Genomic DNA, 23,952 nt, shown 5'->3' on the forward strand with positions numbered 1-23,952 from the left:
GCAGGGAGCGAGACAGACATGAACGATCCGAAAGTAGAAGAAGGCAAGTACGAATCCATCCTGCTGCGGGTGCTGTGGATGATTGTCTATGTGCTGGTCTGGCAAGTGGCGCAATTGATCCTCGGCGCGGTGGTGCTGGTGCAGCTGATCTATCGTTTGATATATGGCGCACCGAGCGCCAGCCTGATGAATTTCGGCGACAGCCTGAGCCAGTTTCTGGCGCAGATCGGTCGTTTCGGCAGCTTTCACAGCGACCAGAAGCCCTGGCCGTTCGCCGACTGGCCAGCGCCGCGTACACCGGAAGGTGAAGCCCCGCACGTTGTGGCGCCGGCGCCGCATCCGGCCCGAGATGAGGAACCGAAACTATGAAACTCTGGGTATTGCGTCATGGTGAAGCCGAACCTCACGGTACCCGTCCGGACTCCGAGCGGGCCCTGACCGATAAGGGGCGCAAAGAGGTGAAGCGCATCGCGGCCAAATTGAAGGGCAAACACCTGACTGCCATTTATGCCAGCCCTTACCTGCGAGCGCAGGAGACCGCAATGCTGGTGCGTAAGGAGCTGGGTTTTGCACCGGAGATTCGCACCGTCGAATGGCTGACGCCCGACAATAATCCGCAAGCAGTGGCGGAGCAGTTGGTTTCCGTGGATCACGCACTGCTGGTCAGCCACAACCCGCTGGTCGGTAACCTGCTGGGCTATTTGCAGCATGGTCACGTGCAAGACCCGGAGCGGGTCGGCACCGCCGGACTGGCGGAGCTTGAGGGCGATGAACTGCTGGTCGGGGCGATGAAGCTCAACGGCATCAAAACCCCGTAACCGGCTCCCACAGGACGCTGATTTTTGTGTGAAATAGTCAACCAAGCACTTGCTTGGTTGACTACGCTTGCTCCAGACCAGAAATATGGGAGCAAGTCGCATGTCTGCTGCTTTTCGTTTGCCACTGGACGTCTTCTACGAGCGCGAAGCCCGTCATCCGCGCCAGCGCTTTCTGGTTCAGCCGACAGGGGGTGGCCAGGTCGAGACGCTGACCTGGGCCGACGTCGGTCATCAGGCGCGCTGTGCCGCCCACTGGCTGCGGGCTCGCGAATTGCCGCAAGGCAGCCACATCGCATTGATCTCGAAAAACTGTGCCCACTGGATCATCGCCGACCTGGCGATCTGGATGGCCGGGCATGTCTCGGTGCCGCTGTACCCCAATCTGACCGCCGAATCCGTGGCTCAGGTGCTTGATCATTCTGAAGCTGCACTGGCGTTCATCGGCAAGCTGGATGACTGGCCGGGCATGTCCGTCGGGATTAGGCCTGACCTGCCGACCATCAGCCTGCCGCTGTGCCCGGTGGGCACTTTCAATTTCAGCTGGGCCGACCTGCAACGCAGCTCACCGATTCAGGACGACCCCAAACCCGCCGCCGATCAACTGGCAACCATCATTTACACCTCTGGCACCACGGGCCAGCCCAAAGGCGTGATGCACAGTTTCGGCACGCTGGGATTTGCCACCACCCATGGCACCCGGTTGTTTAGCCTGAATGAGTCGGATCGCCTGCTGTCCTACCTGCCGCTGTGCCATGTCGCCGAGCGGATGTTCGTCGAGCTGGCAGCGATCTACACCGGGCAAACGGTGTTTTTCGCCGAGAGCCTCGACACCTTCCTCACCGATTTGCAGCGTGCCCGACCGACCGCGCTGTTCGGCGTGCCACGCATCTGGACCAAATTCCAGATGGGCGTGTACGGCAAGATCCCGGCAAAACGCCTCGACTTCCTGCTCGGCCTGCCTTTCATCGGCAAACGGGTAGGGCACAAAGTCCTCGCCGGGCTGGGGCTGGACGCTTTGCGCATCGCCTTGTCCGGCGCGGCGCCAGTGCCGCAGACCTTGTTGAACTGGTATCGAAAACTGGGGCTGGACGTGCTGGAGGTGTACGGCATGACCGAAAGTTGCGGTTACTCCCACATCGGCCTGCCCGGCCAAAACAACCCCGGCTGGATCGGCAAGCCATGCCCGGAAGTCGAAGTACGGGTTGAACCATCAGGTGAAGTGCTGGTGCGCAGCGGCGCGACCATGCTCGGCTATTTCAAGGAGCCTTTGAAAACCGCCGAATCCCTCACCGAGGACGGCTTCCTGCGCACCGGTGACAAGGGCGAGGAAGACGCCGAGGGCAACCTGCGCCTGACCGGGCGCCTGAAGGAAATCTTCAAGACCAGCAAAGGCAAATACGTGGCCCCGGCGCCGATCGAGAATCGTCTGGCGGTGCATTCGCGGATCGAACAAGTGTGCGTGGTCGGCGATGGCTTGAGCGCGCCACTGGGATTGTGCGTGTTGTCGGCGGTCGGTCAGCAGGACGCCAGCGGGACGGCGAGGGCGGGTTTGCATTCAAGCCTGGAACAACTGCTGGAGGAGGTCAACGGCGTCCTCGACCGGCATGAACGCTTGCATCGGCTGGTGGTGGTCAAGGACAGTTGGGCGGTGGAAAACGGCTTCCTGACACCGACCCTGAAGATCAAGCGCAACATGATTGAAGCGGCTTACGGTGCGCGCTTCGAAGAATGGAGCGCGCGCAGCGAGGCGGTGCTGTGGCAGGATTGAGTCACGAACAACACCAACAAAGGAACGCAACGATGAGTCTGTGGCGCACCACTCCCAACATCGAGCAGTTGAACGCTATCCAGAAAAACACCATCGGCGAAGTGCTGGATATTCGCTTTGAAGCCTTCGATGACGAGTCCCTGACCGCGAGCATGGTCATCGACCACCGTACGCACCAGCCTTATGGCTTGCTGCACGGCGGCGCTTCGGTGGTGCTGGCCGAAACCGTTGGCTCGATGGCCAGTTTCCTGTGCATCGACGCCAGCAAGTTTTATTGCGTGGGCCTGGAAATCAACGCCAACCATTTGCGCGGTCTGCGTAGCGGGCGGGTGACGGCGGTGGCCAAGGCGATTCACATTGGGCGCACCACCCATGTCTGGGATATTCGCTTGACCAGTGATGAGGGCAAGGCCAGTTGTGTGTCGCGCCTGACCATGGCGGTGGTGCCGTTGGGGGAGAAACCGCCGGCGCGATGAGTTTCGACATGTTCTGTGTAGCAGCTGGCGAAGCCTGCGTTCGGCTGCGCAGCAGTCGTAAATCCTGCCATCTCAATCTTCCTGAAACACCGCGGTGAATGGTCTAACGACTGTTGCGCAGCCGAACGCAGCCTTCGGCAGCTGCTACAAAGGGGCGGTCTATTCTTCTGCATCCCTATAGCCCTGACCCGACTGTCATCATTCCTGTCAGTTACGGTCATTGCTGTGGGACGCCGTCTTACGGACAATCAACGTCTGTTTTTCGCACATGGATCTGCCGGTATGTCGCAACAGATATTTTTCGCCCACGCCAATGGCTTTCCTTCGGGGACCTACAGCAAGTTGTTCGCGGCGCTGGCGCCCGAGTACCAGGTGGCGCATCTGGAGCAGCACGCCCATGACCCGCGTTTTCCGGCGGACGACAACTGGAGCAATCTGGTGGATGAGCTGATTCATCACCTCCAGCAGCAGCCGGAGCCGGTCTGGGGCGTCGGCCACTCTTTCGGCGGCGTGCTGCACCTGCACGCCGCGTTGCGTTGCCCTGAGTTGTATCGCGGCGTGGTCATGCTCGATTCACCGGTGCTGACCCGCACCGATCAATGGGTGATCCGTGCCGCCAAACGCTTCGGTTTCATCGATCGCCTGACCCCGGCCGGTCGCACGTTGGGACGACGGGAAGAGTTCGCCGATCTGGAAGCGGCCCGCCTGTATTTCGCCGGTAAAACCCTGTTTCGTGGCTTCGACCCGGAATGCTTCGAAGCCTATCTTCAACATGGTTTGCAAAAGGTCGGCGACAAGCTGCGCCTGCGTTTCGACCCGGCCACGGAAATCAGCATCTACCGCGGCGTACCGCACACCAGCCCTGGCCGCGCGCGACAGTTGAAAGTGCCGCTGGCAGTAGTTCGCGGGCACAAGAGCCGCGTGGTGATGCGTCATCACGCCCGATCCGTCGGGCGCATGCCGCTGGGCGAGTCCTTGACCCTGCCCGGTGGCCACATGTTTCCCCTCGAACGTCCACAAGACACGGCCACGCTGCTGAAGAATCTGTTCAGTCGCTGGGACAGTCGCCGCCAACAGGATTGCGCATGAGCAGCGTTGTTGAAGAAGTTCGCCTGAGCCTGCCGCATATCGAGTTGGCGGCGCACCTGTTCGGTCCCGAGGACGGTTTGCCGGTGATTGCCTTGCATGGCTGGCTGGATAACGCCAACAGCTTTGCCCGGTTGGCGCCGAAGCTCAACGGCTTGCGCATCATCGCGCTGGACATGGCCGGGCACGGTCACTCGGGGCATCGGCCGAACGGCGCCGGTTATGCGCTGTGGGACTACGCCCACGACGTGCTGCAAGTGGCCGAGCAGTTGGGATGGAAACGTTTTGCGCTGCTGGGGCATTCCCTGGGGGCGATCGTCTCGCTGGTGCTGGCCGGGTCGTTGCCGGAGCGGGTGACTCACCTGGGGTTGATCGACGGCATCATTCCTCCTACAGACAAAGGCGAAAACGCCGCCGAACGCATGGGCATGGCCCTGCAAGCACAGCTGGATCTGCGGGAAAAACGCAAACCGGTCTACAACACCCTCGACCGGGCCATCGAAGCGCGCATGAAAGGCTTGGTGGCGGTCAGTCGCGAAGCCGCCGAACTGCTGGCCCAGCGCGGCTTGATGCCGGTGCCGGGCGGTTATACCTGGCGCACCGACAACCGCCTGACGCTACCGTCGCCGCTGCGTCTGACCACTGAGCAAGCGATGGCTTTCGTCCAGCGCATCAGTTGTCCTGCACACCTGGTGGTCGCGGCTGACGGCATGCTCGCCAAACATCCCGAGTTGCTGGAACGTCTACCCTTTAGCCATGAACAGTTGCCTGGCGGCCATCACTTGCACCTCAATGACGAACCCGGTGCCGGTCTTGTCGCAGACTGTTTCAATCGGTTCTTCGCCGTTCCTTGACTTGCGTCGGGCAACTGTCGAGGCTGGGCGGGTTGAAATGGGAGACAACCATGATAGATCTGTACACCGCTGCGACCCCAAATGGCCACAAGGTCTCTATCGTGCTCGAGGAGCTCGGCCTGCCCTACACGGTGCATGCCTTGAGTTTCGACAAAAAGGAACAGAAGTCCGAGGAGTTCCTCAAGATCAACCCCAATGGCCGGATTCCGGCGATTGTCGACCGCGCCAATGGCGATTTCGCCGTGTTCGAGTCCGGCGCGATTCTGATTTACCTCGCCGAGATGACCGGCAAACTGCTGCCCCAGGATCCGAAAGGGCGCTCGGTGGTGTTGCAGTGGCTGATGTTCCAGATGGGCGGCATCGGCCCGATGCAGGGCCAGGCCAACGTGTTTTTCCGCTACTTCCCGGAAAAGCTCCAGGGCGCCATCGATCGCTATCAACATGAAACCCGACGCTTGTATGAAGTGCTCGACACGCGTCTGCAAGCCGTGGAATTCCTGGCGGGCGAGTACAGCATTGCCGATATCGCGACCTTTCCGTGGGTCCGCGGTCATGACTGGTCCGGTGTCTCGGTGGACGGCTTGCCGGCCTTGCAGCGCTGGCTGGCCGCCCTCGAGGCGCGCCCTGCGGTGCAGCGTGGTTTGCGGGTGCCGGAGCGCATCGATGATGCCAGTGTCATCAAGGGTGCCCAGGCCATGTTGATCCGATGAACCTATCCATGCGTTCACTCACTCTGCTGGCGCTGTGCAGTTTCAGTCCCTGGTTATTGGCCGCTGACACTCCTGGCAGTCAGGACCTGCCTATCGTGCCGCGCATAACCGATGCGCAGATCGTCGACTATCGCCCGACGGTAGAACTCGAGCGGATTTACCCGCTGGGTTCGATCCGCAAGATCAGCGGCCAATTGCGTTTCGACGGCCAGGTCACCGCTCGCGGTCAAACCACCTCGGTCACCTACGAATTGCCACCGGAGCACTCCTCCACCGATGCCTTCACCGCCGCCCGCGAAGCCTTGCAGAAGCAGGGCGCCGAGCTGTTGTTCTGGTGTCAGGCCCGGGATTGTGGCGAAAGCAGCCTGTGGGCCAATGAAGTCTTCGGTAACGCCAAGCTCTATGGCGCCGATAATCAGCAGGCTTATTTGCTGCTGCGTCTGGCGGCCCCCCAAGAAAACACCCTGGTGGCGCTTTACAGCATCACTCGCGGTAATCGCAGGGCTTATCTGCACGTCGAACAGTTCGATGCCTCGGCGCCGTTGGGTGATTTGCTGCCGACGTCCGCGACGTTGCTGCGCCAGCTCAAAAGCACCGGGAAACTCGATTTCCCCAAACTCGACGGCGACCCTGACGACACCTGGCTGCGTTTGATTTCCCGAGGCCTGAACCTGGACACCACACTGCGAGTCAGCGTTTCCGGGCCCAGTGCCGAAGCCTGGCGCCAGGCGTTGATCGGCCAGGGCGTGCGCACGGCGCGGATGGAAACCGGCAGCGTCGAAGGCTCTGGCCTGCACTTCGAACTGTTGCGATAAGCTTCATTTGGCGAATGCGTCTGCGCATTTGCCTACTCTTTGCGGGCTGACTTTTTTCGGGATCTTACATGGTCAATAACGATCGGCTGTTGGTGCAGATCCTGCTGCTGGTGCTGTTTGGCGCGAGTTTATGGGTAATGGCGCCGTTCTGGTCGGCGCTGTTCTGGGGGGCGGTGCTGGCGTTTGCCAGTTGGCCGTTGATGCGTCTGTTGACCCGCTGGCTCAATGGCCGTGAATCCCTGGCGGCGCTGTTGCTGACACTCGGCTGGATGCTGCTGGTGGCGGCACCGCTGGTGTGGCTGGGGTTCAACCTGGCGGACCACGTGCGCGATGCCACGGCGTTCATCAAGGATGTGCAAGTCGATGGTCTGCCCGAAGCACCGGTATGGGTGGGCAGTATTCCCCTGGTCGGCGAGCGATTGGTAGGGATCTGGAACAGCATCGATCAGCAGGGCGCGGCGATGATGCTGGCGATCAAGCCTTATCTGGGGCAGGTCGGCAACTGGTTGCTGGCGCGCAGCGCGCAGATTGGCGGCGGGATTCTCGAACTGACGCTGAGTATTGTCTTCGTGTTCTTTTTCTACCGGGACGGGCCGCGGTTGGCGGTGTTTGTCCATGGGTTGCTGGAGCGGTTGATCGGTAACCGCGCCGGGTATTACATCGAATTGGTGGCGGGCACCGTGCAGCGAGTGGTTAACGGGGTGATCGGTACAGCGGCGGCCCAGGCGGTGCTGGCGTTGATCGGCTTCCTGATTGCCGGCGTGCCTGGGGCGTTGGTGCTGGGGATTGTGACGTTTTTGCTGAGCCTGATTCCGATGGGGCCACCGCTGGTGTGGATTCCGGCCACGGCGTGGCTGGCCTGGAAGGGTGAGTACGGAATGGCGGTGTTCCTCGGGATCTGGGGCATGTTCATTATCAGCGGGGTCGACAACGTGCTTAAGCCGTACCTGATCAGCCGGGGCGGGAATTTGCCGTTGGTGATTGTGCTGCTGGGGGTGTTTGGCGGGTTGATTGCGTTCGGGTTTATCGGTCTGTTCATTGGCCCGACGTTGTTGGCCGTGGCTTACAGCCTGTTGACCGATTGGAGCAAGAGCCAGGCTCGGGTTGAAGATCGCCGGCCCTAAGTTTTTTGTTGGGTCTTAGGGCCGCGAAGTTTTTTGACTCAGGTCGCCACGTTCAGGTGTTTGCCCACGGTCGCCACGTTGTCGAGCGAATACTGCTTGCTCAGGTTGGCGATCATTTTGTTCAGGGCTTCGGTCACGTTGAACTGATGGGTGGAGCTGTCGGAGTTCTGCTCGCGGCCGGCTTGCAGGACGGCTTTCAGTTCATCGTTGCTGACGCCACCGCTGCTGTCGCTATCGAGTACTTTGAGCAACGCGGCGCTGGTGTCGGTGGCGGTCGATGAAGTGCTGTCGCTCGCCTGCAACGCGCTGCTCAGTTCCGTGGCCGTGACACTGCCATCGCTGTCGGTATCGAGTTGGCTGAACAGCTCTTCGCTGGACATCTGCTGAGGTGGCGGTGGCGGCGGGGTCAGGCTGGCGGCGAGTTCGTCCTGGCTGACGGTGCCGTCTTCATTCTTGTCCAGGGCCGAGAAGATTTTCGAGCTGTCGGCCGTGCTGCCGGCACTGGTCAGGCCATTGCTCAGCTCATCGCTGTTGATGGCGCCGTCGCCGTCTTTGTCCAAAGCGCTGATCAGCGCATCGGCCAGCTCGGTGTTCGGTGCCTGATCGTGCGGCGGTGGCGTCGGAGGGGCCATCGCGGCCATCTCTTCGCTGCTCAGGCTGCCGCTTTTGTCGCTGTCCAGATCGCTGAAGTTCTTGCTCAGGCTGACCAGCAGACCATCGTCGTTTTTCTGCGACAGGGCGCTCTTGAGCTCATCCTGATCCACCGCACCGTCGCTGTTGTTGTCGAGTTTGGCGAGCAGTTCTTTCTGGAATTGCTGGCTACGGGCGCTGTTGGTGGCGGTACTGCTGGTGCTGGTATAGCTCGTGTAGCTGCTGACACTACCGATCATTGTGCTCACTCCTTGGAATGGGAAACCGGTGGGTGCACCGGCTTATGCAGCCTCAAGGGGCAAGTTGTCGTGGGTATGTGGGATTTGTACCGATGGGTACACACAACTTATCCAGTCAGACCCGGATCCTGTGGGTGCGGGCTTAGACGCGGGGCAGGCGGATGACGGCGGTCAGACCACCGCCGGGCGTTTCTTCCAGGCTCAACTGCCCGCCCAAACGCTCCGCGGCTTCCCGGGCGATGGTCATGCCCAGGCCGACGCCGCCGGAGTTGCGATTACGCGAACCTTCCAGGCGAAAGAACGGTTCAAACACCGCTTCACGTTTTTCCGCCGCGATACCCGGGCCATGGTCAATGACCCGGATCACCAGTTGTTCGCGACTGTCCTCAAGCGTGATCAGCGCGTCCCCGGCATAACGCAAGGCGTTGTCCAGCAGGTTGTTGATGCACGAGCGCAAAGCCATCGGTTGGACCTGCAGCGGGGCGCAACGGCCGCGGGCCTGGACGTCGGCGCCCTGGTCCTGGGCGTTTTCGCTCAGGGACTCCACCAGCGCCTGCACGTCCATCCATTGTGGCGCCTCGCTGGTGCGCTGTTCGTGCAGGTAGGTGAGGGTGGAATCGAGCATGCCGATCATGTCGTCCAGGTCCTGACGCATTTGGCCTTGCAGCTTCTCATCGTCGATTTGTTCCAGCCGCAGCTTGAGCCGCGACAGCGGTGTGCGCAGGTCATGGGACACCGCGCCGAGCATGCGCGAACGTTGCTGCATTTGTTCAAGAATGCGTTTCTGCATCAGGTTGAAAGTGTGTGCCGCTTGCCGCGCCTCCCGTGGGCCGGACTCATCCAGCGGCGGACTGTCGAGATTTTCACTCAGGCGCTCGGCGGCGTCGCTCAGGCGCTGAATCGGGCGGGTCAATAGCTTGGCGCCGTACCAGGCGGCGATGATCAGCGAGACAAACTGAAAGGTCAGTGGCACCAGCGGCCCGCCGAACCATGGCCGTGGTGGTCGATTGCCGAAACGCGGGTCCATTGGTGGGGGAGGGCCGTCAAAGCGCTCGGAAAAACCCGGTGGCGGTGGGGGAGGCGGGGGCGGCCCGTAATGTTTGAACCATAAAAAAGCTAACAAGTGCGCCAGTACGATCGCCACCAACAGCACGCCGAACAGGCGGCCGAACAGCGTATCGAAGCGCGCACGCATCAGCTGATGTCTCGTGCGTCGAACAGATAACCCTCACCACGAACGGTCTTGATCAACTGCGGGGCTTTCGGGTCGTCGCCCAGTTTCTGGCGTAGGCGCGATACCAACAGATCGATGCTGCGATCAAACGCTTCGATCGAGCGACCGCGCGCCGCGTCCAGCAATTGTTCGCGGCTGAGCACCCGGCGCGGACGTTCGATGAACACCCAAAGCAAACGGAATTCGGCGTTGGACAGTGGCACCACCAGGCCATCGGCGGCGATCAACTGGCGCAACACGCTGTTCAATCGCCAGTTGTCGAAGCGAATATTCGCACGCTGTTCAGTACGGTCGTCGCGCACCCGACGCAGAATGGTCTGAATCCGCGCAACCAGTTCCCGCGGCTCGAACGGCTTGGCCATGTAGTCGTCGGCGCCCAGTTCCAGGCCGATGATCCGGTCGGTGGGTTCGCAGCGGGCGGTGAGCATCAGAATCGGGATGTCCGATTCGGCGCGTAGCCAGCGGCACAGCGACAAACCATCTTCACCCGGCAGCATCAGATCGAGCACCACCACATCGAAATGCTCGGCTTGCAGCGCCTGACGCATGGCGGCGCCATCAGAGACGCCGCTGGCGTGGATATTGAAACGGGCCAGGTAGTCGATCATCAGTTCGCGGATCGGAACGTCATCGTCGACGATCAGGGCGCGAATGCTCCAGCGTTTGTCATCGGCCGGCGCTTTTTGATCGTCGTTCAGAGGTGCTGGGGAATTGTGCATGCGTGCGTTCATCTGCCAGGTAGGCTGCCAACCACAAAGATAGGCTGCGAGGTTGTGGCTTCAGCATAGGCGTCCGGCCGTGAGGCGGGAAGTGCTGTAGGGCTTGTTGCGGCTGACGAGGGTAGCGTTGAAGGGTGTTGTGGGCGTGTCGTGTGTGTATCGGGGTCGACACAATTGCCGCAGCAGCTAGTCTTGCCTGAGCCGCGACGACGAATTACCGATCATCGGGTCCCGCAGCGGCGCTGGTTCCGCTACAATGCGCGCCGATTTCGACTTGCCTGAGAGCCCACTCATGTCCGCCTGCCAGACGCCTATCATCGTCGCCCTGGATTTCCCCACCCGTGACGCCGCACTGAAGCTGGCCGATCAACTGGACCCGAAACTGTGCCGGGTCAAAGTCGGTAAAGAACTGTTTACCAGTTGCGCTTCGGAAATCGTCGGCACCTTGCGCGACAAGGGTTTCGAAGTGTTCCTGGACCTCAAGTTCCACGACATTCCGAACACCACCGCCATGGCCGTCAAGGCGGCTGCGGAAATGGGCGTATGGATGGTCAATGTGCACTGCTCCGGCGGCCTGCGCATGATGGCCGCCTGCCGCGAAGTGCTCGATCAGCGCAGCGGCCCGAAACCGCTGTTGATCGGCGTGACCGTGCTGACCAGCATGGAGCGTGAGGATCTGGCGGGTATTGGCCTGGACATCGAGCCGCAGGAGCAGGTGCTGCGCCTGGCCGCGCTGGCGGAAAAGGCCGGGATGGACGGTCTGGTCTGCTCGGCCCAGGAAGCCCAGGCCTTGAAAGCCGCCCACCCGTCGTTGCAACTGGTGACGCCGGGGATTCGTCCGGCGGGCAGTGCCCTGGACGATCAGCGCCGCATCCTGACGCCGCGTCAGGCGCTGGATGCCGGTTCCGATTACCTGGTGATCGGCCGTCCGATCAGCCAGGCGGCGGATCCGGCCAAGGCGTTGGCGGCGGTCGTCGCAGAAATCGCTTAAGCGCCGATTCGCGGGCAAGCCTCGCTCCTGTAGGAGCGAGCGGTGCGGCGATCCGCCTTGCCCGCGAAGCTTTTATACCTTCAACACCAACTTCCCGAAATTCTCGCCGCTGAACAACTTCATCAGCGTCTCCGGGAATGTTTCCAGTCCCTCCACGATGTCTTCCTTGCTCTTGAGCTGCCCCTTGGCCATCCAGCCGGCCATTTCCTGCCCGGCAGCGGCGAACTGTGCGGCGTAATCCATCACCACGAAGCCTTCCATCCGCGCGCGGTTGACCAGCAAGGCCAGGTAGTTGGCCGGGCCTTTGACCGCTTCCTTGTTGTTGTACTGGCTGATGGCACCGCAAATCACCACCCGTGCCTTCATGTTCAGGCGGCTCAGCACGGCGTCGAGAATATCGCCGCCGACGTTATCGAAATACACGTCGACGCCTTTCGGGCATTCACGCTTGAGGCCGGCGATCACGTCTTCGTTCTTGTAATCGATGGCACCGTCAAAACCCAGCTCATCGATCAGGAACTTGCACTTGTCCGCGCCGCCGGCGATGCCGACCACCCGGCAACCTTTGATCTTGGCGATTTGCCCGGCGATGCTGCCCACCGCACCGGCCGCGCCCGACAACACCACGGTGTCGCCGGCTTTCGGCGCGCCGACATCGAGCAGGGCGAAGTAGGCGGTCATTCCGGTCATGCCCAGCGCGGATAAATAACGCGGCAGCGGCGCCAGTTTCGGATCGACCTTGTAGAAACCTCGCGGCTCGCCAAGGAAGTAATCCTGCACACCCAAGGCACCGTTGACGTAGTCCCCCACGGCAAAGCCCGGATTGTTCGAGGCGATGACTTTGCCTACGCCCAATGCACGCATCACTTCACCAATGCCGACCGGCGGGATGTAGGACTTGCCCTCGTTCATCCAGCCACGCATGGCCGGGTCCAGGGACAGGTATTCGTTCTTGACCAGGATCTGACCTGCCGCAGGCTCACCGACTGGTACTTCTTGATAGGTGAACGTCTCGCGGGTAGCTGGCCCCACGGGACGTTTGGCGAGCAGGAACTGGCGATTGGTCTGGGTAGTCATGACAGGCACTCAAGATGAATGAAGCCTTGTTGATAGACCTTCATGGACGATGCTGCAAGGTTGGCTGACACGGCGAATGCACATCGATCCAGTGCAGTGATAGTCAGGGCGGCAGTTCCATCACTGCCACTCATGGGCGCCCAACCGGCCTTCTGATAGTGCTGCCGTGTCACAAGGCGCTGTGGCTAACTGAAAACACGTGACTCCCCACATTCTTCTCTTCGAGGACATAACAATGAGCATGACGTTTTCCGGCCAGGTCGCCGTTGTGACGGGCGCGGCCAATGGGATTGGCCGCGCAACCGCTTTGGCGTTCGCCGCCGAAGGGTTGAAAGTGGTGGTGGCCGATCTGGACGTGGCCGGTGGTGAAGGCACTGTGGCGCTGATTCGCGCTGCCGGCGGTGACGCGACCTTCGTGCGCTGCAATGTCACTGTGGAAAGCGATGTAAAAAATCTGATGGACGAGGTCGTGAATGCCTACGGCCGTCTCGACTATGCCTTCAACAATGCCGGTATCGAAATCGAGAAAGGCAAACTGGCCGAGGGCACGCTCGATGAGTTCGACGCGATCATGGGCGTCAACGTCAAAGGCGTCTGGCTGTGCATGAAGTACCAGTTGCCATTGCTGCTGGCCCAGGGCGGCGGCGCGATCGTCAATACCGCTTCGGTCGCCGGCCTGGGGGCTGCGCCGAAGATGAGCATCTACGCTGCCTCCAAACATGCGGTGATCGGCCTGACCAAATCGGCGGCCATCGAATACGCCAAGAAAAAGATTCGCGTGAATGCGGTGTGCCCGGCGGTGATCGACACCGATATGTTTCGTCGGGCCTATGAAGCGGACCCGAAGAAGGGCGAGTTCGCCAATGCCATGCACCCGGTCGGACGTATCGGCAAGGTCGAGGAGATTGCCAGCGCGGTGCTGTACCTGTGCAGCGACGGCGCGGCGTTCACCACCGGTCATTCGCTGGCGGTGGATGGTGGGGTTACGGCGTTTTAACTCTTTCCAGGCCGCGATGGTTTGGAATCTGTGGATGTTGTGGGAGCGGGCTTGTGTGGCGAGGGGGCTTGCCCCCGTTGGGTCGCGAAGCGGCCCCCGGCGCCCGTCCAGACGGACCGAGTTGTCTGGATTTACGACTGCTTCGCAGCCGAACGGGGGCAAGCCCCCTCGCCACACAAGCCCGCTCCAGGTTTTTATCGTTCGGCGCCAGGTTCCGTGAAAGCACCGGGCATTGTGTTTCAAATGGTTAGAACCGACGGTTTTGGCGGTTTTGTCGCACATCTTGTCGAGCGCTCCTGTGATTAACTGTTTTCCGCAAAACAGACAGGAGTTTGCTTGCTCATGGAGTTGAGAATCGATCGACAGGCATTGGTGCCGGTCGTGCAGCAAATCGTCGACGCGATGGCCGACTGGCTTCATCGTGGCGAGGTGTCGCCGGGGACACGTTTGCCTTCCGTGCGGCAAATCGCGCGGATCAATCTGCTCAGCCAATCCAGTGTTGTCGAGGCCTGTGAACGGTTAGTGGCCCAAGGTGTGCTGGCCACGCGTAGCGGGGCGGGTTTCTTTGTCGCGGCAACGGCGCTTGCCGCTCACGGGCAACGGGATTTTTCCTGGTTCGAGGGGGTTGAGCAGCAGAGTGGCGTCGCGGGCGATCTGAAGCTGGGTTGCGGCGGATTACCCGAAAGCTGGCGCGAGACTGACGACCTGAGCTATGCCATACGCCAGGTCAGCCGCACCGATATGGCCGGTTTGTTCAACTACAGCACACCGCTGGGCCTGCTTGCCCTGCGCCAACAGATCCTCAAACGACTGAAGCAGCTGGATATCGCGGTGGATGAAAGTCGAATCCTCACCACGGCGGGTGCCAGTCATGGGCTCGACCTGATCGTGCGCACGTTGTTCAAACCGGGCGATTGCGTGGTGGTGGAGAACCCCGGTTATTCGATGCTGTTCGATTTGCTCAGGCTGCATGGGGTCAGCATGATCGAAGTCCCACGAACGCCTCACGGACCCGACACCGAAGCACTCCAGGCACTGTTGCTGAAATACAAACCCCGTGGCTTGTTCATCAACAGCTTTTATCACAACCCCACCGGCAGCAGTTTGACCCTGGGCGTGGCTCGGCAGGTTATGCAGCTGGCCAGAAACCATGGCGTACTGGTGATCGAAGACGACGTCTATGCGGATTTGTACCGCGGTCCCGGGACGCGTCTTGCGGCACTGGGTATCGATGACAACGTGATCTACGTCGGCAGCTACTCCAAAACCCTCAGCAGTTCGTTGCGGGTCGGCTTTGTCGTGGCGGGTGCCGACGTCATTGCGCGACTGGCCGAGGTCAAGATGATCAGCAGCATGGGTGCTTCACGGTTTTGCGAATCGGTGCTGGCTTCTTTATTGGCCAGTGGTGCCTATCGCAAATTGGTGCAGCGTCAGCGCCAGCGTTTAAGCACCGACAGGGACGCGGCCTTGCAGGTGCTTGAAGACGCGGAATGGGAGGTTTTCGGCAAACCCGCAGGTGGCCTGTTCATCTGGGCGCGATCGCGCAAGGCCGACGCCGTTCAGGTGCAGGTTCAGGCGCGACGCTTCGGCATCCGTCTGTCATGCGCAACGGCATTCAGCCCCACCGGCGAGGCTCATGACTGGCAGCGCATCAACGTTGCCTATGCCTGTGATCCTCGTGCTCGGGCATTTTTTCAGGCTACCGCCAGGGTCTGTTGACGTTTGGTGGCGAGCCGCGTTGCGATGCCAACGTGCGCGAGGCAAGGCGCGGGATGCCGCCAATGGTTGTTCCCTTGGCAAATCCCGCAACGCAGCCTCGCGCACGTTGGCGCGCAACCCGAAGGGACGGAGCCAACGTTGCGCAGGGCTGCGTTGCTCGGAACTTATTTGGAACAACCAAACCACGTTCCTCGCGCCTTGCCCTGCGCAACGTTGGCATCCGTCGCGGTCGTCACCAAACGTCAACAGACCCTGAGGATCGACCTAAAGCATTCTGAAAACGACGCGGGCGTAGCTTTTTGCCATTATTCCGACGCCAGAGACTTGTGTTGGCACAAGCCCGTTGCGAATCTGCATCAACAGATAATGGCAGGGGACTAAGCGCAATGATTTCGGCCGTGCAAGGACGTTTTGCCAACCTCGGTATGGCGAAAAAACTGGGTGTCGGGTTTGTACTGGTGCTGCTGTTGACAGCCCTGGTGGCGGCCATTGGCGTATGGTCCCTGCAAACCATCAGTCATCGCTTCGACGGGCTCAAGCAGATGTCGTCGCTCAACAGCGGTTTGCTCAAGGTGCGTCTGCTTGAGCAGGACTACGTCTTGCGCGGCGACCCGAAAACCGTGGAAGCCTTGCACGCGGGGGTGGACGCGTTGATCGCGCTGGCGACCGAGCTCAAGGCTCAGTCCGCAGCCAACGTGCCGGTCATGAATGACGTCGAACAGTCTCTGGGGGCTTATCGCAAGGCCTTTGACGAGTTCGTCTCGCTGAGTCAGGCCAAGGACCTGGCGCTGGAAATGGCCAGTTGGTCGGTGTCCAGTGTGGCCAATAACCTGGATGTGCTGCAGTCCGGGCTTAGCGATGATGGCGCCTATGCCTTGAAGGAGTCCGAGGGCAAGGACGGTGCGCAATTCATCGAGCAGGCGAATCAGGTCAGCCAGGTCTCGCGACTGATGTTGCAGGCCATGAACGAAGCGCACGTACGTCTGGATCAGAGCCGCAAGGGCGACGACAGTGCCGGGCAGGGCAAGATCGAGCAAGCCGACCAGGCGCTGGCCCAGGCCGAACAGTTGAAAGCTACCGTAAAGGATGAGGGTTACCAGACGGTCCTCAATGAAGTGTCGGGTCATATCGGCAGTTTCACTGAAAAACTCGCCGAGTACACCGGGCTGTTGGCGCAGGAAAAGACCGTCTCCGAGCAACTCCACCAGCGCGCCGCGCAAGTGGTGGAGCGGGTGGATCAGGCCTACGTTGCCGAAGACCGGTCGATGCAGGCAGAGCTGAAAAAGAACTCGCTGTTGATCATCGGCTCCTCGGCACTGGCCTTGCTGGTCGGGCTGATTGCCGCGTGGGTGATTACCCGGTTGATCGTCGCACCGCTGCGCAGCGTGATCCGTGTCGCCCAGCAGATCGCCGCGGGCGATTTGAGCGCGACGATTGAGGTGACCCGCCGTGACGAGATCGGCCAGTTGATGCAAGCCATGCAGCAAATGGGCGCTGGGCTCAGCAGCATTGTCAGTGGTTTGCAGGCCGGTATCGAACAGCTGGCAAGCTCTGCGCAATCGCTGTCGGCGGTGACCGAGCAGACCAACCTTGAAGTCAGCAGCCAGAAAGAAGAAACCGAGCAGGTCGCCACTGCGATGAACCAGATGACCGCCACGGTGCACGATGTGGCACGTAACGCGGAGGAGGCCGCCCAGGCGGCGCAGACGGCCGACGGCAAGGTCGAAAGCGGTCAGCAGGTGGTGCGTCAGAGCATGGCGCGAATTGAGCAACTGGCGGACTCGGCCACCTCGGCCAGCTCCAGCATCGAAAGCCTCAGTGCAGAAATCCAGAACATCGGCACGGTGCTCAGCGTGATCAAAAGCGTTGCCGAGCAGACCAACCTGTTGGCGCTCAATGCGGCCATCGAGGCGGCGCGTGCCGGCGAGCAGGGCCGGGGCTTTGCGGTGGTGGCCGATGAGGTTCGGGCGCTGGCCAGGCGAACCCAGCAATCGACCGAGGAAATCGAACGCCTGGTCAGTGCCTTGCGCTCGGCGGCGCAATCGTCGGTGCAGCAGATTCAGAGCAGTGGCGAGTTGGTGAAGCTGGCGGTGAGCGATGCGTTGCAGACCGAAAGTGCATTGGGGAGTATTGCGGCGGCGGTGTCGCTGATTCAGCAGATGAACCAGCAGATTGCAGCGGCTGCGGAGGAGCAGAGCTCGGTGGCCGAGGAGATCAATCGCAGTGTCACGAGCATTCGCGCCAGTGCGGATCAGTCTTCATTGGCGATGCAGGGCAATGCGGCGTCGAGTATTGAACTGGCGCAGTTGGGGAGTGAGTTGAGGGGGATGGTGGGGCATTTCAAGCTGTAGCAGCTGCCGAAGGCTCGGGCTGCGTACGGATAATCTATTGATTCTGGTGGCCATCAATCCCAACGCAAAAAAAAAGCCACCTGACCCGGTGGCTTTTCAGCATTTGCATGATCAGTCGTAGATCACTTTCTTCTTCCAGTCGGCATCAGCCTCGACGTCTTTGAGCCCTTCAGTCAGTTGGTTCACTTCGCCTTCAACCGGGGCGATCTTGTCCATGACCTGGTCGTTGGCGCGGGCCAGGAGTTTTTCCAGGTACTCGAGTTGTTCGCTGTAGACCTGGGGCTCCGGCTGTTTGCGCAGGTATTGCACGCCTCGTTCGAAGGCCAGTCGGGCCTGACCTGGCTGGTTCTGTTGCAGGGAATGCTGACCAAGGTTGTTGAAGAATTCGATGTGCAGCAGGACCAGGATGTGGCGGACCTCGCGGATCCAGTGCTTGGCTTCGTTGGTCGGCAGGTAGCCGTCCTGTGCGGCACGGGTGATCTGGCCATGCAGGGCTTCGAGCAGGAAGCGCACGTCTTTGGCCTTGGCTTCGGTCTGGATCGGTGCCGGCGGGTTGTTGACCGGGATCGATTCGCCTTGGGCAACCAAGGCACTCAGCTCGGTAATCCGTGGCTTTAGCGTGGGGCTGGTTTTTTCCAGGTTGAGCAGGCGCTGGCAGACGTTCAGTTCCAGACGGGTCAATAGCAACTTGAGCGCGGGTGTCATGAACTGACCGGGAAAGGTCTCGGTGATTTCGCCGCAGCGACGCAGGCGGTCGTTGAGTTCAACCTTGGTGCGGGCTTTTTCCAGCTTATTGTTTTCCACCACATGGTTCATGTAGCCAATGGCGATCAATAGTGCGATCCCGGCTACGACTAGCAGGGTGATCATGAGTGGTGTCACCGGTAAGACCTCTTTATGGGGTTCGCGTTCGAGTCGAGTGTAGTTGGCTTGGCATATGGGCGCATAGGGTTGCTCGACGAGTGAATCGGCTATAGCTCTTCTTATATCGGCCGCAATGCCGCTTCTATAAGTAAATAGCGTGCGAGGTGCACATTGCCATCATCTCGGCATGGACTATAGCGTCTTGGTGGATGCCAGAATATAGGCGCCAAAGGTCAGGCGACACAAAAGCCTGAATCGCTGCCAAAAGCAGGGCGAAGTCATTGATTTAAATAAATTTATATCTGGGGGTTGACGACCCCTCAATCCATCCATAGAATGCGCGCCACTTACAGCGTAAAGCACACAGCGAAACGCGGTAGGGAGTGAATGTTGTACGTGTGTCCCCTTCGTCTAGTGGCCTAGGACACCGCCCTTTCACGGCGGTAACAGGGGTTCGAGTCCCCTAGGGGACGCCAATGCGGGAATAGCTCAGTTGGTAGAGCACGACCTTGCCAAGGTCGGGGTCGCGAGTTCGAGTCTCGTTTCCCGCTCCAATTTTAAACAGCGTTGCTTTCGGGCAGGGCTGAGTGAAACCAGAACCAAGTCTTCGGATGCGGGTCTGGGCACCGAAACACACACCATGTGTTCCGGGCAGCGTGTCCCCTTCGTCTAGTGGCCTAGGACACCGCCCTTTCACGGCGGTAACAGGGGTTCGAGTCCCCTAGGGGACGCCATTTGCGGGAATAGCTCAGTTGGTAGAGCACGACCTTGCCAAGGTCGGGGTCGCGAGTTCGAGTCTCGTTTCCCGCTCCAAATTCAAAAAAAACGCCGCTCATTTGAGCGGCGTTTTTTTATGCGCGTAAAAAACCTGCCTCAACTTCCAAGGCTCTGCACCAGGCTTTCGAGTGCTTCAATGGTTGTATCTTCCAGTGGCGGTTGCGCTGCTACCGCTCTAAGTTGGCTGGCCAAACGGTATTCGCTGGGCGTGCAGTTGACGAACTGCTTGAAGGCGCGGGCGAAGTAGGAAGGATCCTTGAAGCCGGCTTCATAGCCGATGCTGGTAATCGGCATCTGGCTGTTGTCGAGCAGTTGTTTGGCGAAGCTCATGCGCTTGTCCAGGATGTAATCGGTGAAACCGACGCCATTGGCCTCTTTGAACAGACGACTGAAGCGAAAAGTCGTCATGCCGCAGCGCTTGGCCAAATCCCTCTGATCGATGCTGTCCCGAAAGTGCTGGTCGATGTACAGCATGGTATGGCTCAGCGCCTGGTGTTTTTGGTGCCCGGAGGTCAGGCGGATGCTCTCTGGCAGAGTGGGCGAGTGGTCGATCAGCAATGTCTTGTCCTGACCGGCATTGCGGCGCAATTCGCAAAGCTGCAGCAGAGCCGTCAGGTAGCGCTTCCTCTCGGCGTTGGTGAGCGGGAGCACCATGTATTCCCAGACACTGGAGCGCATGGCCCAGACGGCCAATTCTTCTGAGTGCTGCACGGTGAACATGGTAATCGGGATGGTAGGGGTGGTGCGTTTGATCTCCAGCAACAACCTCAAGCCGGGGGTGTCGGGGCGATCGAAATGGATGCAGATCATGTCTGCCTGTTCCCCGCTGGGCAGCACGGAATTTTTCGCCAGTTTGCAGTCGCAAGTCTCCTCGAACTGCGCGATGAGTTCCTTCGTGGAACGATCGTGAGTCAGATCGAACCAAAGCAGCGATGGCCTTCTGGTCATGTTGGACGTCATGTCTCTACTCTGCGGTTCTACGGGCCCCTCTTCGCTGAGTAGTATTGCTAACGTGCCATCACTTTGCAGATTAAATACTGATAAGAAAGACGAATTTTAGTTCTATCCGCTCTATGCGTTGCCTGGAAATCAGTCCCAGGCAACAGTCTGTTGGTGTGTCGTCTATGAACCAGGTATCAGCCGCTCGTCGCTTGTAAATCGAAGTCAGTGGTATTCGCGAGCCATCCCTTGTTTTACCCCTCCTGCTACTTCTGCAAAGGCCAATAACCGTATTTGGCCGCACCCGCAAAAAAGTCCTAGTGATGTGCAAAATCTTCCTAACGCCCATGCCTTGCCCCTGACTAGGGTTGCATCAGGCAGTGCAGAACGTACTGCCTTCCGGAAAAAACAACATTCGAGTGAGGTGGGCAAAATGAATCTGCAGACAATCAAGGCTTCGGTAGTGAAGTTCGCCAAAGACGAAGACGGCCTGACCATCGTGGAATACGCCGTGGCCGGTGGGCTGATTACGGTAGCTGTTGCCGCTGCGTTCGTGCTTTTGGGCGGTGCCGTGAATACCAAAATCAGGGCGCTGTGCCAGGCCGTCAACGGCAACACTCCGTGCTGATAACGAAATTTACGGCGGCGGGACGCGGCGACGTCCATGAAAAAACCGGTTGTTACTATTTTGCTGATAGAGCGACCGCATAACTCAATGGGCTTCACGCTGTCCCCGCCAATGTACTTTCCGAGCCGTATGACCGCTGAAGTGAGGTACACAAAATGACTCTGCAAACAATCAGAACTTCGATAAGCAAGTTCGCCAAAGATGAAGATGGCCTGACCATTGTGGAATACGCGGTGGCTGGAGGATTAATCACAGTGGCAGTTGCCGCAGCCTTCGTTCTTTTGGGGGGCGCCGTGGATACCAAGATCAGAGCGCTGTGCCAGGCCGTCAACGGCAACACTCCTTGCTAACGATAATCCTGGTAGGGGAGACGCGCCATGTCCATGGAATTGCTGGTGTCGACTGTTTTACTGCTAGGACTGCTGGGCGTCGCGGTGGTGAGCGATCTGCTTCGCCACCGTATCCCCAACACGCTGGTCCTGTTGGGCATTGCCCTGGGATTGGCCGGTCAGACTTATTCAGGTGGTATCAGCGGATTGGGTGACAGCCTGTTGGGTATCCTGATCTGTTTTGCGTTCTTTCTGCCGATGTACGCCCTGGGAGGCATGGCTGCTGGCGACGTCAAGTTGATGGCCATGGTCGGCAGCTTTCTTCCGTTCCATTTCGCCTTGTGGGCAGCCATGTTCAGCCTGATAGCTGGTGGGGTATGCGGTTTCCTGATCGTGCTGGTTCGCGGGCAATTGTTGCAGACCCTGGGGCGTTATTGGCTGATTCTCAGGGCGCAGGCCTATCTGGCGCCGACTTCGGATGAAGTCGCCGGCAAACCTTTTCCTTATTCGATCGCAATCTTGATCGGCACTTTAAACAGCGTCTACTGGCAACTGGTTGCCGGTGGATTGGGAGGTTAGTCATGCACGTCATTGTCGATAGTGATGCCTACTCCAGCGATCGGGAAGCGGTGCAACGGCTGGCTCCTCAGCCTTGCACAATCCGCGAGACGGGTCTGACCGACAGTTTTCTCGGTGAGTTGGTATGCAAGCATTTGTACGACGCCGGCGTGCTGGACATGCCGCGACTGGTGGAGCGCCTGGCGCTGACTGGCGCCGTACTTGAAGAAGTCCTGGCGTTTCTGCGCAAGGACGGTCGTGTCGAAGTCCTGGGTCAGGTGGGGCAATCGGGTGGGCAGCTGCGTTATAGCCTGACCGAACGCGGTCGCAGTGCTGCCCGCGATGCGCTGTCACGCAGCGGCTATATCGGCGCGGCCCCCTTCCCGGTGAGTACCTACCGTTCCCTGATCAAAATCCAGACCATTCACCATGGTCGCATCAGCTCAAGCGATATGCACAAGGCCCTCACCGGTGTAGTGCTCACGGAGGGGATGCTCGATCAACTGGGTGTGGCCCTGAACTCCGGGCGCGCAATCATGATTTATGGCCCCGCGGGTACCGGCAAGACCTACGTCAGCAGTCGGTTGATTCGTCTGTTCGCCGAGGCCATCTGGGTACCTCATGCCATCGTGATCAACGAGTCGGTGATCGAGATCTATGACCCGCAGGTGCATCAGCGGCTGGATGACAACGGTCAACAGAACAATCTGATGCTCAACGAAGGGATCGATCGTCGACTGCTGTGCTGCAAACGCCCGGTCGTCATTACGGGCGGTGAGTTGAGCATGGAACAGCTGGATGTTCGCTATGACCCCTTCACCCGCCAGTACCAGGCCGCCTTGCAGCTCAAGGCCAGCAATGGCCTGTTCATCATCGATGACATGGGGCGTCAGCGCATGGCACCCGCTGAGCTGTTCAATCGCTGGATCGTCCCGATGGAGGAGAAGCGCGACTTCCTCAATTTGGGCGGTGGTCGGCATTGCGAGCTGCCATTCGATCTGGTTCTGGTGTTCTCCACCAACCTCAATCCCCTGGAACTGGCTGATGAGGCCTTCTTGCGGCGGATTGGCTACAAGTTGCAGTTCGGTTACCTGAAGCCCGAGGAGTACGAAAAGATCTGGCGTCAGGAATGTGAGCGTATGGGTATTCCTTTTGACCCCCTGCTGCTGCGTTATGTACTGCAAAGGCTTTATGCAAGTGAAGGCATGCCCCTGGTGCCTTGCCATCCCCGAGATCTCCTGAACATGGCCCTCGATCGTCAGCGTTATATGGGCGGTTCCGGAGCCTTGTCGCCACAAGAGTTGGAATGGGCCTGGCACAACTACTTCGTCCAGCTCGACTTTCTTTGATACGGAGATACTGACATGAGCTCTCGTACTGTTTCCCTGATAGGCGTTTCCCTGGTCATGGGCCTTGGGGCCGCATGGATGGCCGACTCCTGGCTGAGCGCGAGGCTCAATGCCACTCCGGACGACCATCTTCGAAGCGTGGTAGTCGCCACGGTAGAGATTCCATTCGGGCAGATGGTCGAGGCCCAACAGGTCACGACCGTACGCATGCCCATGGACACGATCCCGGACGATGCTCTCGATTCCAGCGACAAGGCCGTGGGCAAGATCGCAACGTTCGACATCTTGCGTGGCGACGTCATGCGCAGCGCACGCCTGAGCGAGCATCTGGGCGGCAGTACCCTGGCCTCTCTGATTGCCACAGACAAACGTGCCATTTCGGTACGCGTGGACGATGTGGTGGGTGTGGGCGGATTCCTCCTGCCAGGTAACCGGGTCGATGTACTGGCGACCAAAACCACCAGTGCCGGCAGTAACAGTGCCGTGTCCAGGACCATCCTCGAGAACTTGCGGGTGTTGGCGGTGGATCAGACGGCGGGTACCGACAAGACCCAACCGGTGGTGGTGCGCGCAGTGACGCTGGAGATGACGGCCGCCGAAGCTGAAACCCTGGTCACGGCGCAAACGGAAGGCAAGCTGCAACTGGCGCTGCGCAATCCGCTGAACTCCGAGAAAAAAATCGTGACCGCCGCGCCTGCTGCGCCGGCCCCCATGGTTGTGGCCGCCGCCCCGGTGCAAAAACGCGTGGTGCACCGTGCCGAGGGTGGCGGGGCTGTCACCATCATTCGCGGGATCCAGACCAGTTTAGTGAAAGTTCGTTGACAGAGCGGTAGGGGTGCCTGTGCACCAAGGTATTGGCGGAGCCGATCCGGATCAGTA

General features: G+C 59.9%; 24 protein-coding genes, 4 tRNA genes and 1 pseudogene. 23 read left to right on the plus strand and 6 right to left on the minus strand.

Annotation, left to right across the window (positions count from 1 at the left end):
* Positions 1-18 precede the first annotated feature (18 nt).
* The 9 genes from PGR6_RS06985 (at position 19) to PGR6_RS07025 (ending at position 7,651) form a co-directional block, all read left to right on the plus strand.
* On the plus strand, positions 19-369 hold the full coding sequence (locus PGR6_RS06985; RefSeq protein ID WP_018926280.1) for a DUF4389 domain-containing protein: 351 nt from the start codon (positions 19-21) through the stop codon (positions 367-369).
* A complete protein-coding gene (sixA, locus tag PGR6_RS06990) occupies positions 366-818 on the plus strand; it encodes a phosphohistidine phosphatase SixA (RefSeq protein WP_018926279.1) in 453 nt (150 codons plus the stop codon). Before PGR6_RS06985 ends, sixA begins: the two co-directional genes overlap by 4 nt.
* 100 nt (positions 819-918) lie before the next feature.
* Entirely contained in the window at positions 919-2,586 is a 1,668-nt protein-coding gene (locus tag PGR6_RS06995) for an AMP-binding protein (RefSeq protein ID WP_064616522.1), read from the plus strand.
* A gap of 32 nt (positions 2,587-2,618) precedes the next feature.
* Positions 2,619-3,062, plus strand: coding sequence for a hotdog fold thioesterase (locus tag PGR6_RS07000; RefSeq protein ID WP_018926277.1), 444 nt, complete (start codon positions 2,619-2,621; stop codon positions 3,060-3,062).
* A gap of 282 nt (positions 3,063-3,344) precedes the next feature.
* Positions 3,345-4,151, plus strand: a complete 807-nt coding sequence (locus PGR6_RS07005; protein WP_064616524.1) for an alpha/beta fold hydrolase — start codon at positions 3,345-3,347, stop codon at positions 4,149-4,151.
* Positions 4,148-5,002 carry an alpha/beta hydrolase gene (locus PGR6_RS07010; RefSeq protein ID WP_064616527.1) on the plus strand — a complete coding sequence of 285 codons (855 nt, stop codon included), beginning with the start codon at positions 4,148-4,150 and terminating at the stop codon, positions 5,000-5,002. The genes PGR6_RS07005 and PGR6_RS07010 overlap by 4 nt, the downstream gene beginning before the upstream one ends.
* 50 nt (positions 5,003-5,052) lie before the next feature.
* Positions 5,053-5,712: a glutathione S-transferase family protein gene (locus tag PGR6_RS07015; RefSeq protein ID WP_028938915.1), complete on the plus strand. Its 660-nt coding sequence runs from the start codon at positions 5,053-5,055 to the stop codon at positions 5,710-5,712.
* 8 nt (positions 5,713-5,720) lie between these two features.
* Positions 5,721-6,527: a DUF4892 domain-containing protein gene (locus PGR6_RS07020; RefSeq protein ID WP_064616529.1), complete on the plus strand. Its 807-nt coding sequence runs from the start codon at positions 5,721-5,723 to the stop codon at positions 6,525-6,527.
* A gap of 68 nt (positions 6,528-6,595) precedes the next feature.
* A complete protein-coding gene (locus PGR6_RS07025) occupies positions 6,596-7,651 on the plus strand; it encodes an AI-2E family transporter (protein ID WP_064616531.1) in 1,056 nt (351 codons plus the stop codon).
* Positions 7,652-7,689: 38 nt separating this feature from the next.
* On the opposite strand, the gene xopAW is transcribed toward PGR6_RS07025, so the two are convergent.
* The 3 genes from xopAW to PGR6_RS07040 all read right to left on the minus strand — a co-directional run bounded on the left by xopAW (position 7,690) and on the right by PGR6_RS07040 (position 10,494).
* Positions 7,690-8,541 carry a XopAW family type III secretion system calcium-binding effector gene (xopAW, locus tag PGR6_RS07030; protein ID WP_064616533.1) on the minus strand — a complete coding sequence of 284 codons (852 nt, stop codon included), beginning with the start codon at positions 8,539-8,541 and terminating at the stop codon, positions 7,690-7,692.
* A 142-nt stretch (positions 8,542-8,683) separates the two neighbouring features.
* A complete protein-coding gene (locus tag PGR6_RS07035) occupies positions 8,684-9,736 on the minus strand; it encodes a sensor histidine kinase (RefSeq protein WP_064616535.1) in 1,053 nt (350 codons plus the stop codon).
* Positions 9,736-10,494 carry a response regulator gene (locus PGR6_RS07040; RefSeq protein WP_019581208.1) on the minus strand — a complete coding sequence of 253 codons (759 nt, stop codon included), beginning with the start codon at positions 10,492-10,494 and terminating at the stop codon, positions 9,736-9,738. The genes PGR6_RS07035 and PGR6_RS07040 overlap by 1 nt, the downstream gene beginning before the upstream one ends.
* Before the next feature lie 292 nt (positions 10,495-10,786).
* Between PGR6_RS07040 and pyrF the strand changes: the two genes are divergently transcribed.
* Positions 10,787-11,485 (plus strand): orotidine-5'-phosphate decarboxylase, encoded by a 699-nt coding sequence (pyrF, locus tag PGR6_RS07045; RefSeq protein ID WP_167331181.1) that lies wholly within the window; start codon positions 10,787-10,789, stop codon positions 11,483-11,485.
* Between the two features lie 72 nt (positions 11,486-11,557).
* Here pyrF and PGR6_RS07050 read toward each other — a convergent pair whose 3' ends face one another.
* The gene (locus tag PGR6_RS07050) at positions 11,558-12,562 is read right to left on the minus strand and encodes an NADP-dependent oxidoreductase (protein WP_018926267.1); all 1,005 of its coding nucleotides are present in this window, start codon (positions 12,560-12,562) and stop codon (positions 11,558-11,560) included.
* A gap of 235 nt (positions 12,563-12,797) precedes the next feature.
* Here PGR6_RS07050 and PGR6_RS07055 point away from each other — a divergent pair, with 235 nt between their 5' ends.
* The 4 genes and pseudogenes from PGR6_RS07055 (at position 12,798) to PGR6_RS30700 (ending at position 17,629) form a co-directional block, all read left to right on the plus strand.
* A complete protein-coding gene (locus PGR6_RS07055; protein WP_064616537.1) occupies positions 12,798-13,559 on the plus strand; it encodes an SDR family oxidoreductase in 762 nt (253 codons plus the stop codon).
* 342 nt (positions 13,560-13,901) lie between these two features.
* Complete coding sequence (locus tag PGR6_RS07060) at positions 13,902-15,278, plus strand: aminotransferase-like domain-containing protein (protein WP_064616539.1); 1,377 nt, start codon at positions 13,902-13,904, stop codon at positions 15,276-15,278.
* 425 nt (positions 15,279-15,703) lie between these two features.
* Positions 15,704-16,768 (plus strand): annotated as a pseudogene (locus PGR6_RS30695) (HAMP domain-containing protein); the annotation flags it as partial.
* Positions 16,766-17,629, plus strand: coding sequence for a methyl-accepting chemotaxis protein (locus PGR6_RS30700; protein ID WP_370741109.1), 864 nt, complete (start codon positions 16,766-16,768; stop codon positions 17,627-17,629). The pseudogene PGR6_RS30695 and the gene PGR6_RS30700, both read left to right, overlap by 3 nt.
* A 111-nt stretch (positions 17,630-17,740) precedes the next feature.
* On the opposite strand, the gene PGR6_RS07070 is transcribed toward PGR6_RS30700, so the two are convergent.
* Positions 17,741-18,499: a hypothetical protein gene (locus PGR6_RS07070; RefSeq protein WP_064616541.1), complete on the minus strand. Its 759-nt coding sequence runs from the start codon at positions 18,497-18,499 to the stop codon at positions 17,741-17,743.
* A 394-nt stretch (positions 18,500-18,893) separates the two neighbouring features.
* On the opposite strand from PGR6_RS07070, the gene PGR6_RS07075 reads away from it, so the two are divergent.
* From PGR6_RS07075 to PGR6_RS07090, 4 genes are all read left to right on the plus strand, one after another.
* Positions 18,894-18,969: transfer RNA gene (locus PGR6_RS07075), tRNA-Glu, on the plus strand.
* A 2-nt stretch (positions 18,970-18,971) separates the two neighbouring features.
* A tRNA-Gly gene (locus tag PGR6_RS07080) sits at positions 18,972-19,047 on the plus strand.
* Between the two features lie 104 nt (positions 19,048-19,151).
* A tRNA-Glu gene (locus tag PGR6_RS07085) sits at positions 19,152-19,227 on the plus strand.
* Positions 19,228-19,230: 3 nt separating this feature from the next.
* Positions 19,231-19,306, plus strand: a tRNA-Gly gene (locus tag PGR6_RS07090).
* 60 nt (positions 19,307-19,366) lie between these two features.
* Here PGR6_RS07090 and PGR6_RS07095 read toward each other — a convergent pair.
* The gene (locus PGR6_RS07095; RefSeq protein ID WP_064616543.1) at positions 19,367-20,230 is read right to left on the minus strand and encodes a helix-turn-helix transcriptional regulator; all 864 of its coding nucleotides are present in this window, start codon (positions 20,228-20,230) and stop codon (positions 19,367-19,369) included.
* Positions 20,231-20,642: 412 nt separating this feature from the next.
* Between PGR6_RS07095 and PGR6_RS07100 the strand changes: the two genes are divergently transcribed.
* The 5 genes from PGR6_RS07100 to cpaB all read left to right on the plus strand — a co-directional run bounded on the left by PGR6_RS07100 (position 20,643) and on the right by cpaB (position 23,895).
* Positions 20,643-20,837: a Flp family type IVb pilin gene (locus PGR6_RS07100; RefSeq protein ID WP_064616545.1), complete on the plus strand. Its 195-nt coding sequence runs from the start codon at positions 20,643-20,645 to the stop codon at positions 20,835-20,837.
* Positions 20,838-20,992: 155 nt separating this feature from the next.
* A complete protein-coding gene (locus PGR6_RS07105; RefSeq protein WP_064616547.1) occupies positions 20,993-21,187 on the plus strand; it encodes a Flp family type IVb pilin in 195 nt (64 codons plus the stop codon).
* Positions 21,188-21,214: 27 nt separating this feature from the next.
* Positions 21,215-21,745 carry an A24 family peptidase gene (locus PGR6_RS07110; RefSeq protein ID WP_018926259.1) on the plus strand — a complete coding sequence of 177 codons (531 nt, stop codon included), beginning with the start codon at positions 21,215-21,217 and terminating at the stop codon, positions 21,743-21,745.
* A gap of 2 nt (positions 21,746-21,747) precedes the next feature.
* Entirely contained in the window at positions 21,748-23,073 is a 1,326-nt protein-coding gene (locus PGR6_RS07115; RefSeq protein WP_018926258.1) for an ATPase AAA, read from the plus strand.
* Between the two features lie 15 nt (positions 23,074-23,088).
* On the plus strand, positions 23,089-23,895 hold the full coding sequence (cpaB, locus tag PGR6_RS07120; RefSeq protein WP_064616549.1) for a Flp pilus assembly protein CpaB: 807 nt from the start codon (positions 23,089-23,091) through the stop codon (positions 23,893-23,895).
* The last annotated feature ends 57 nt before the right edge of the window (positions 23,896-23,952 follow it).

The organism is Pseudomonas sp. GR 6-02 (genome assembly GCF_001655615.1).
GTDB lineage: Bacteria > Pseudomonadota > Gammaproteobacteria > Pseudomonadales > Pseudomonadaceae > Aquipseudomonas.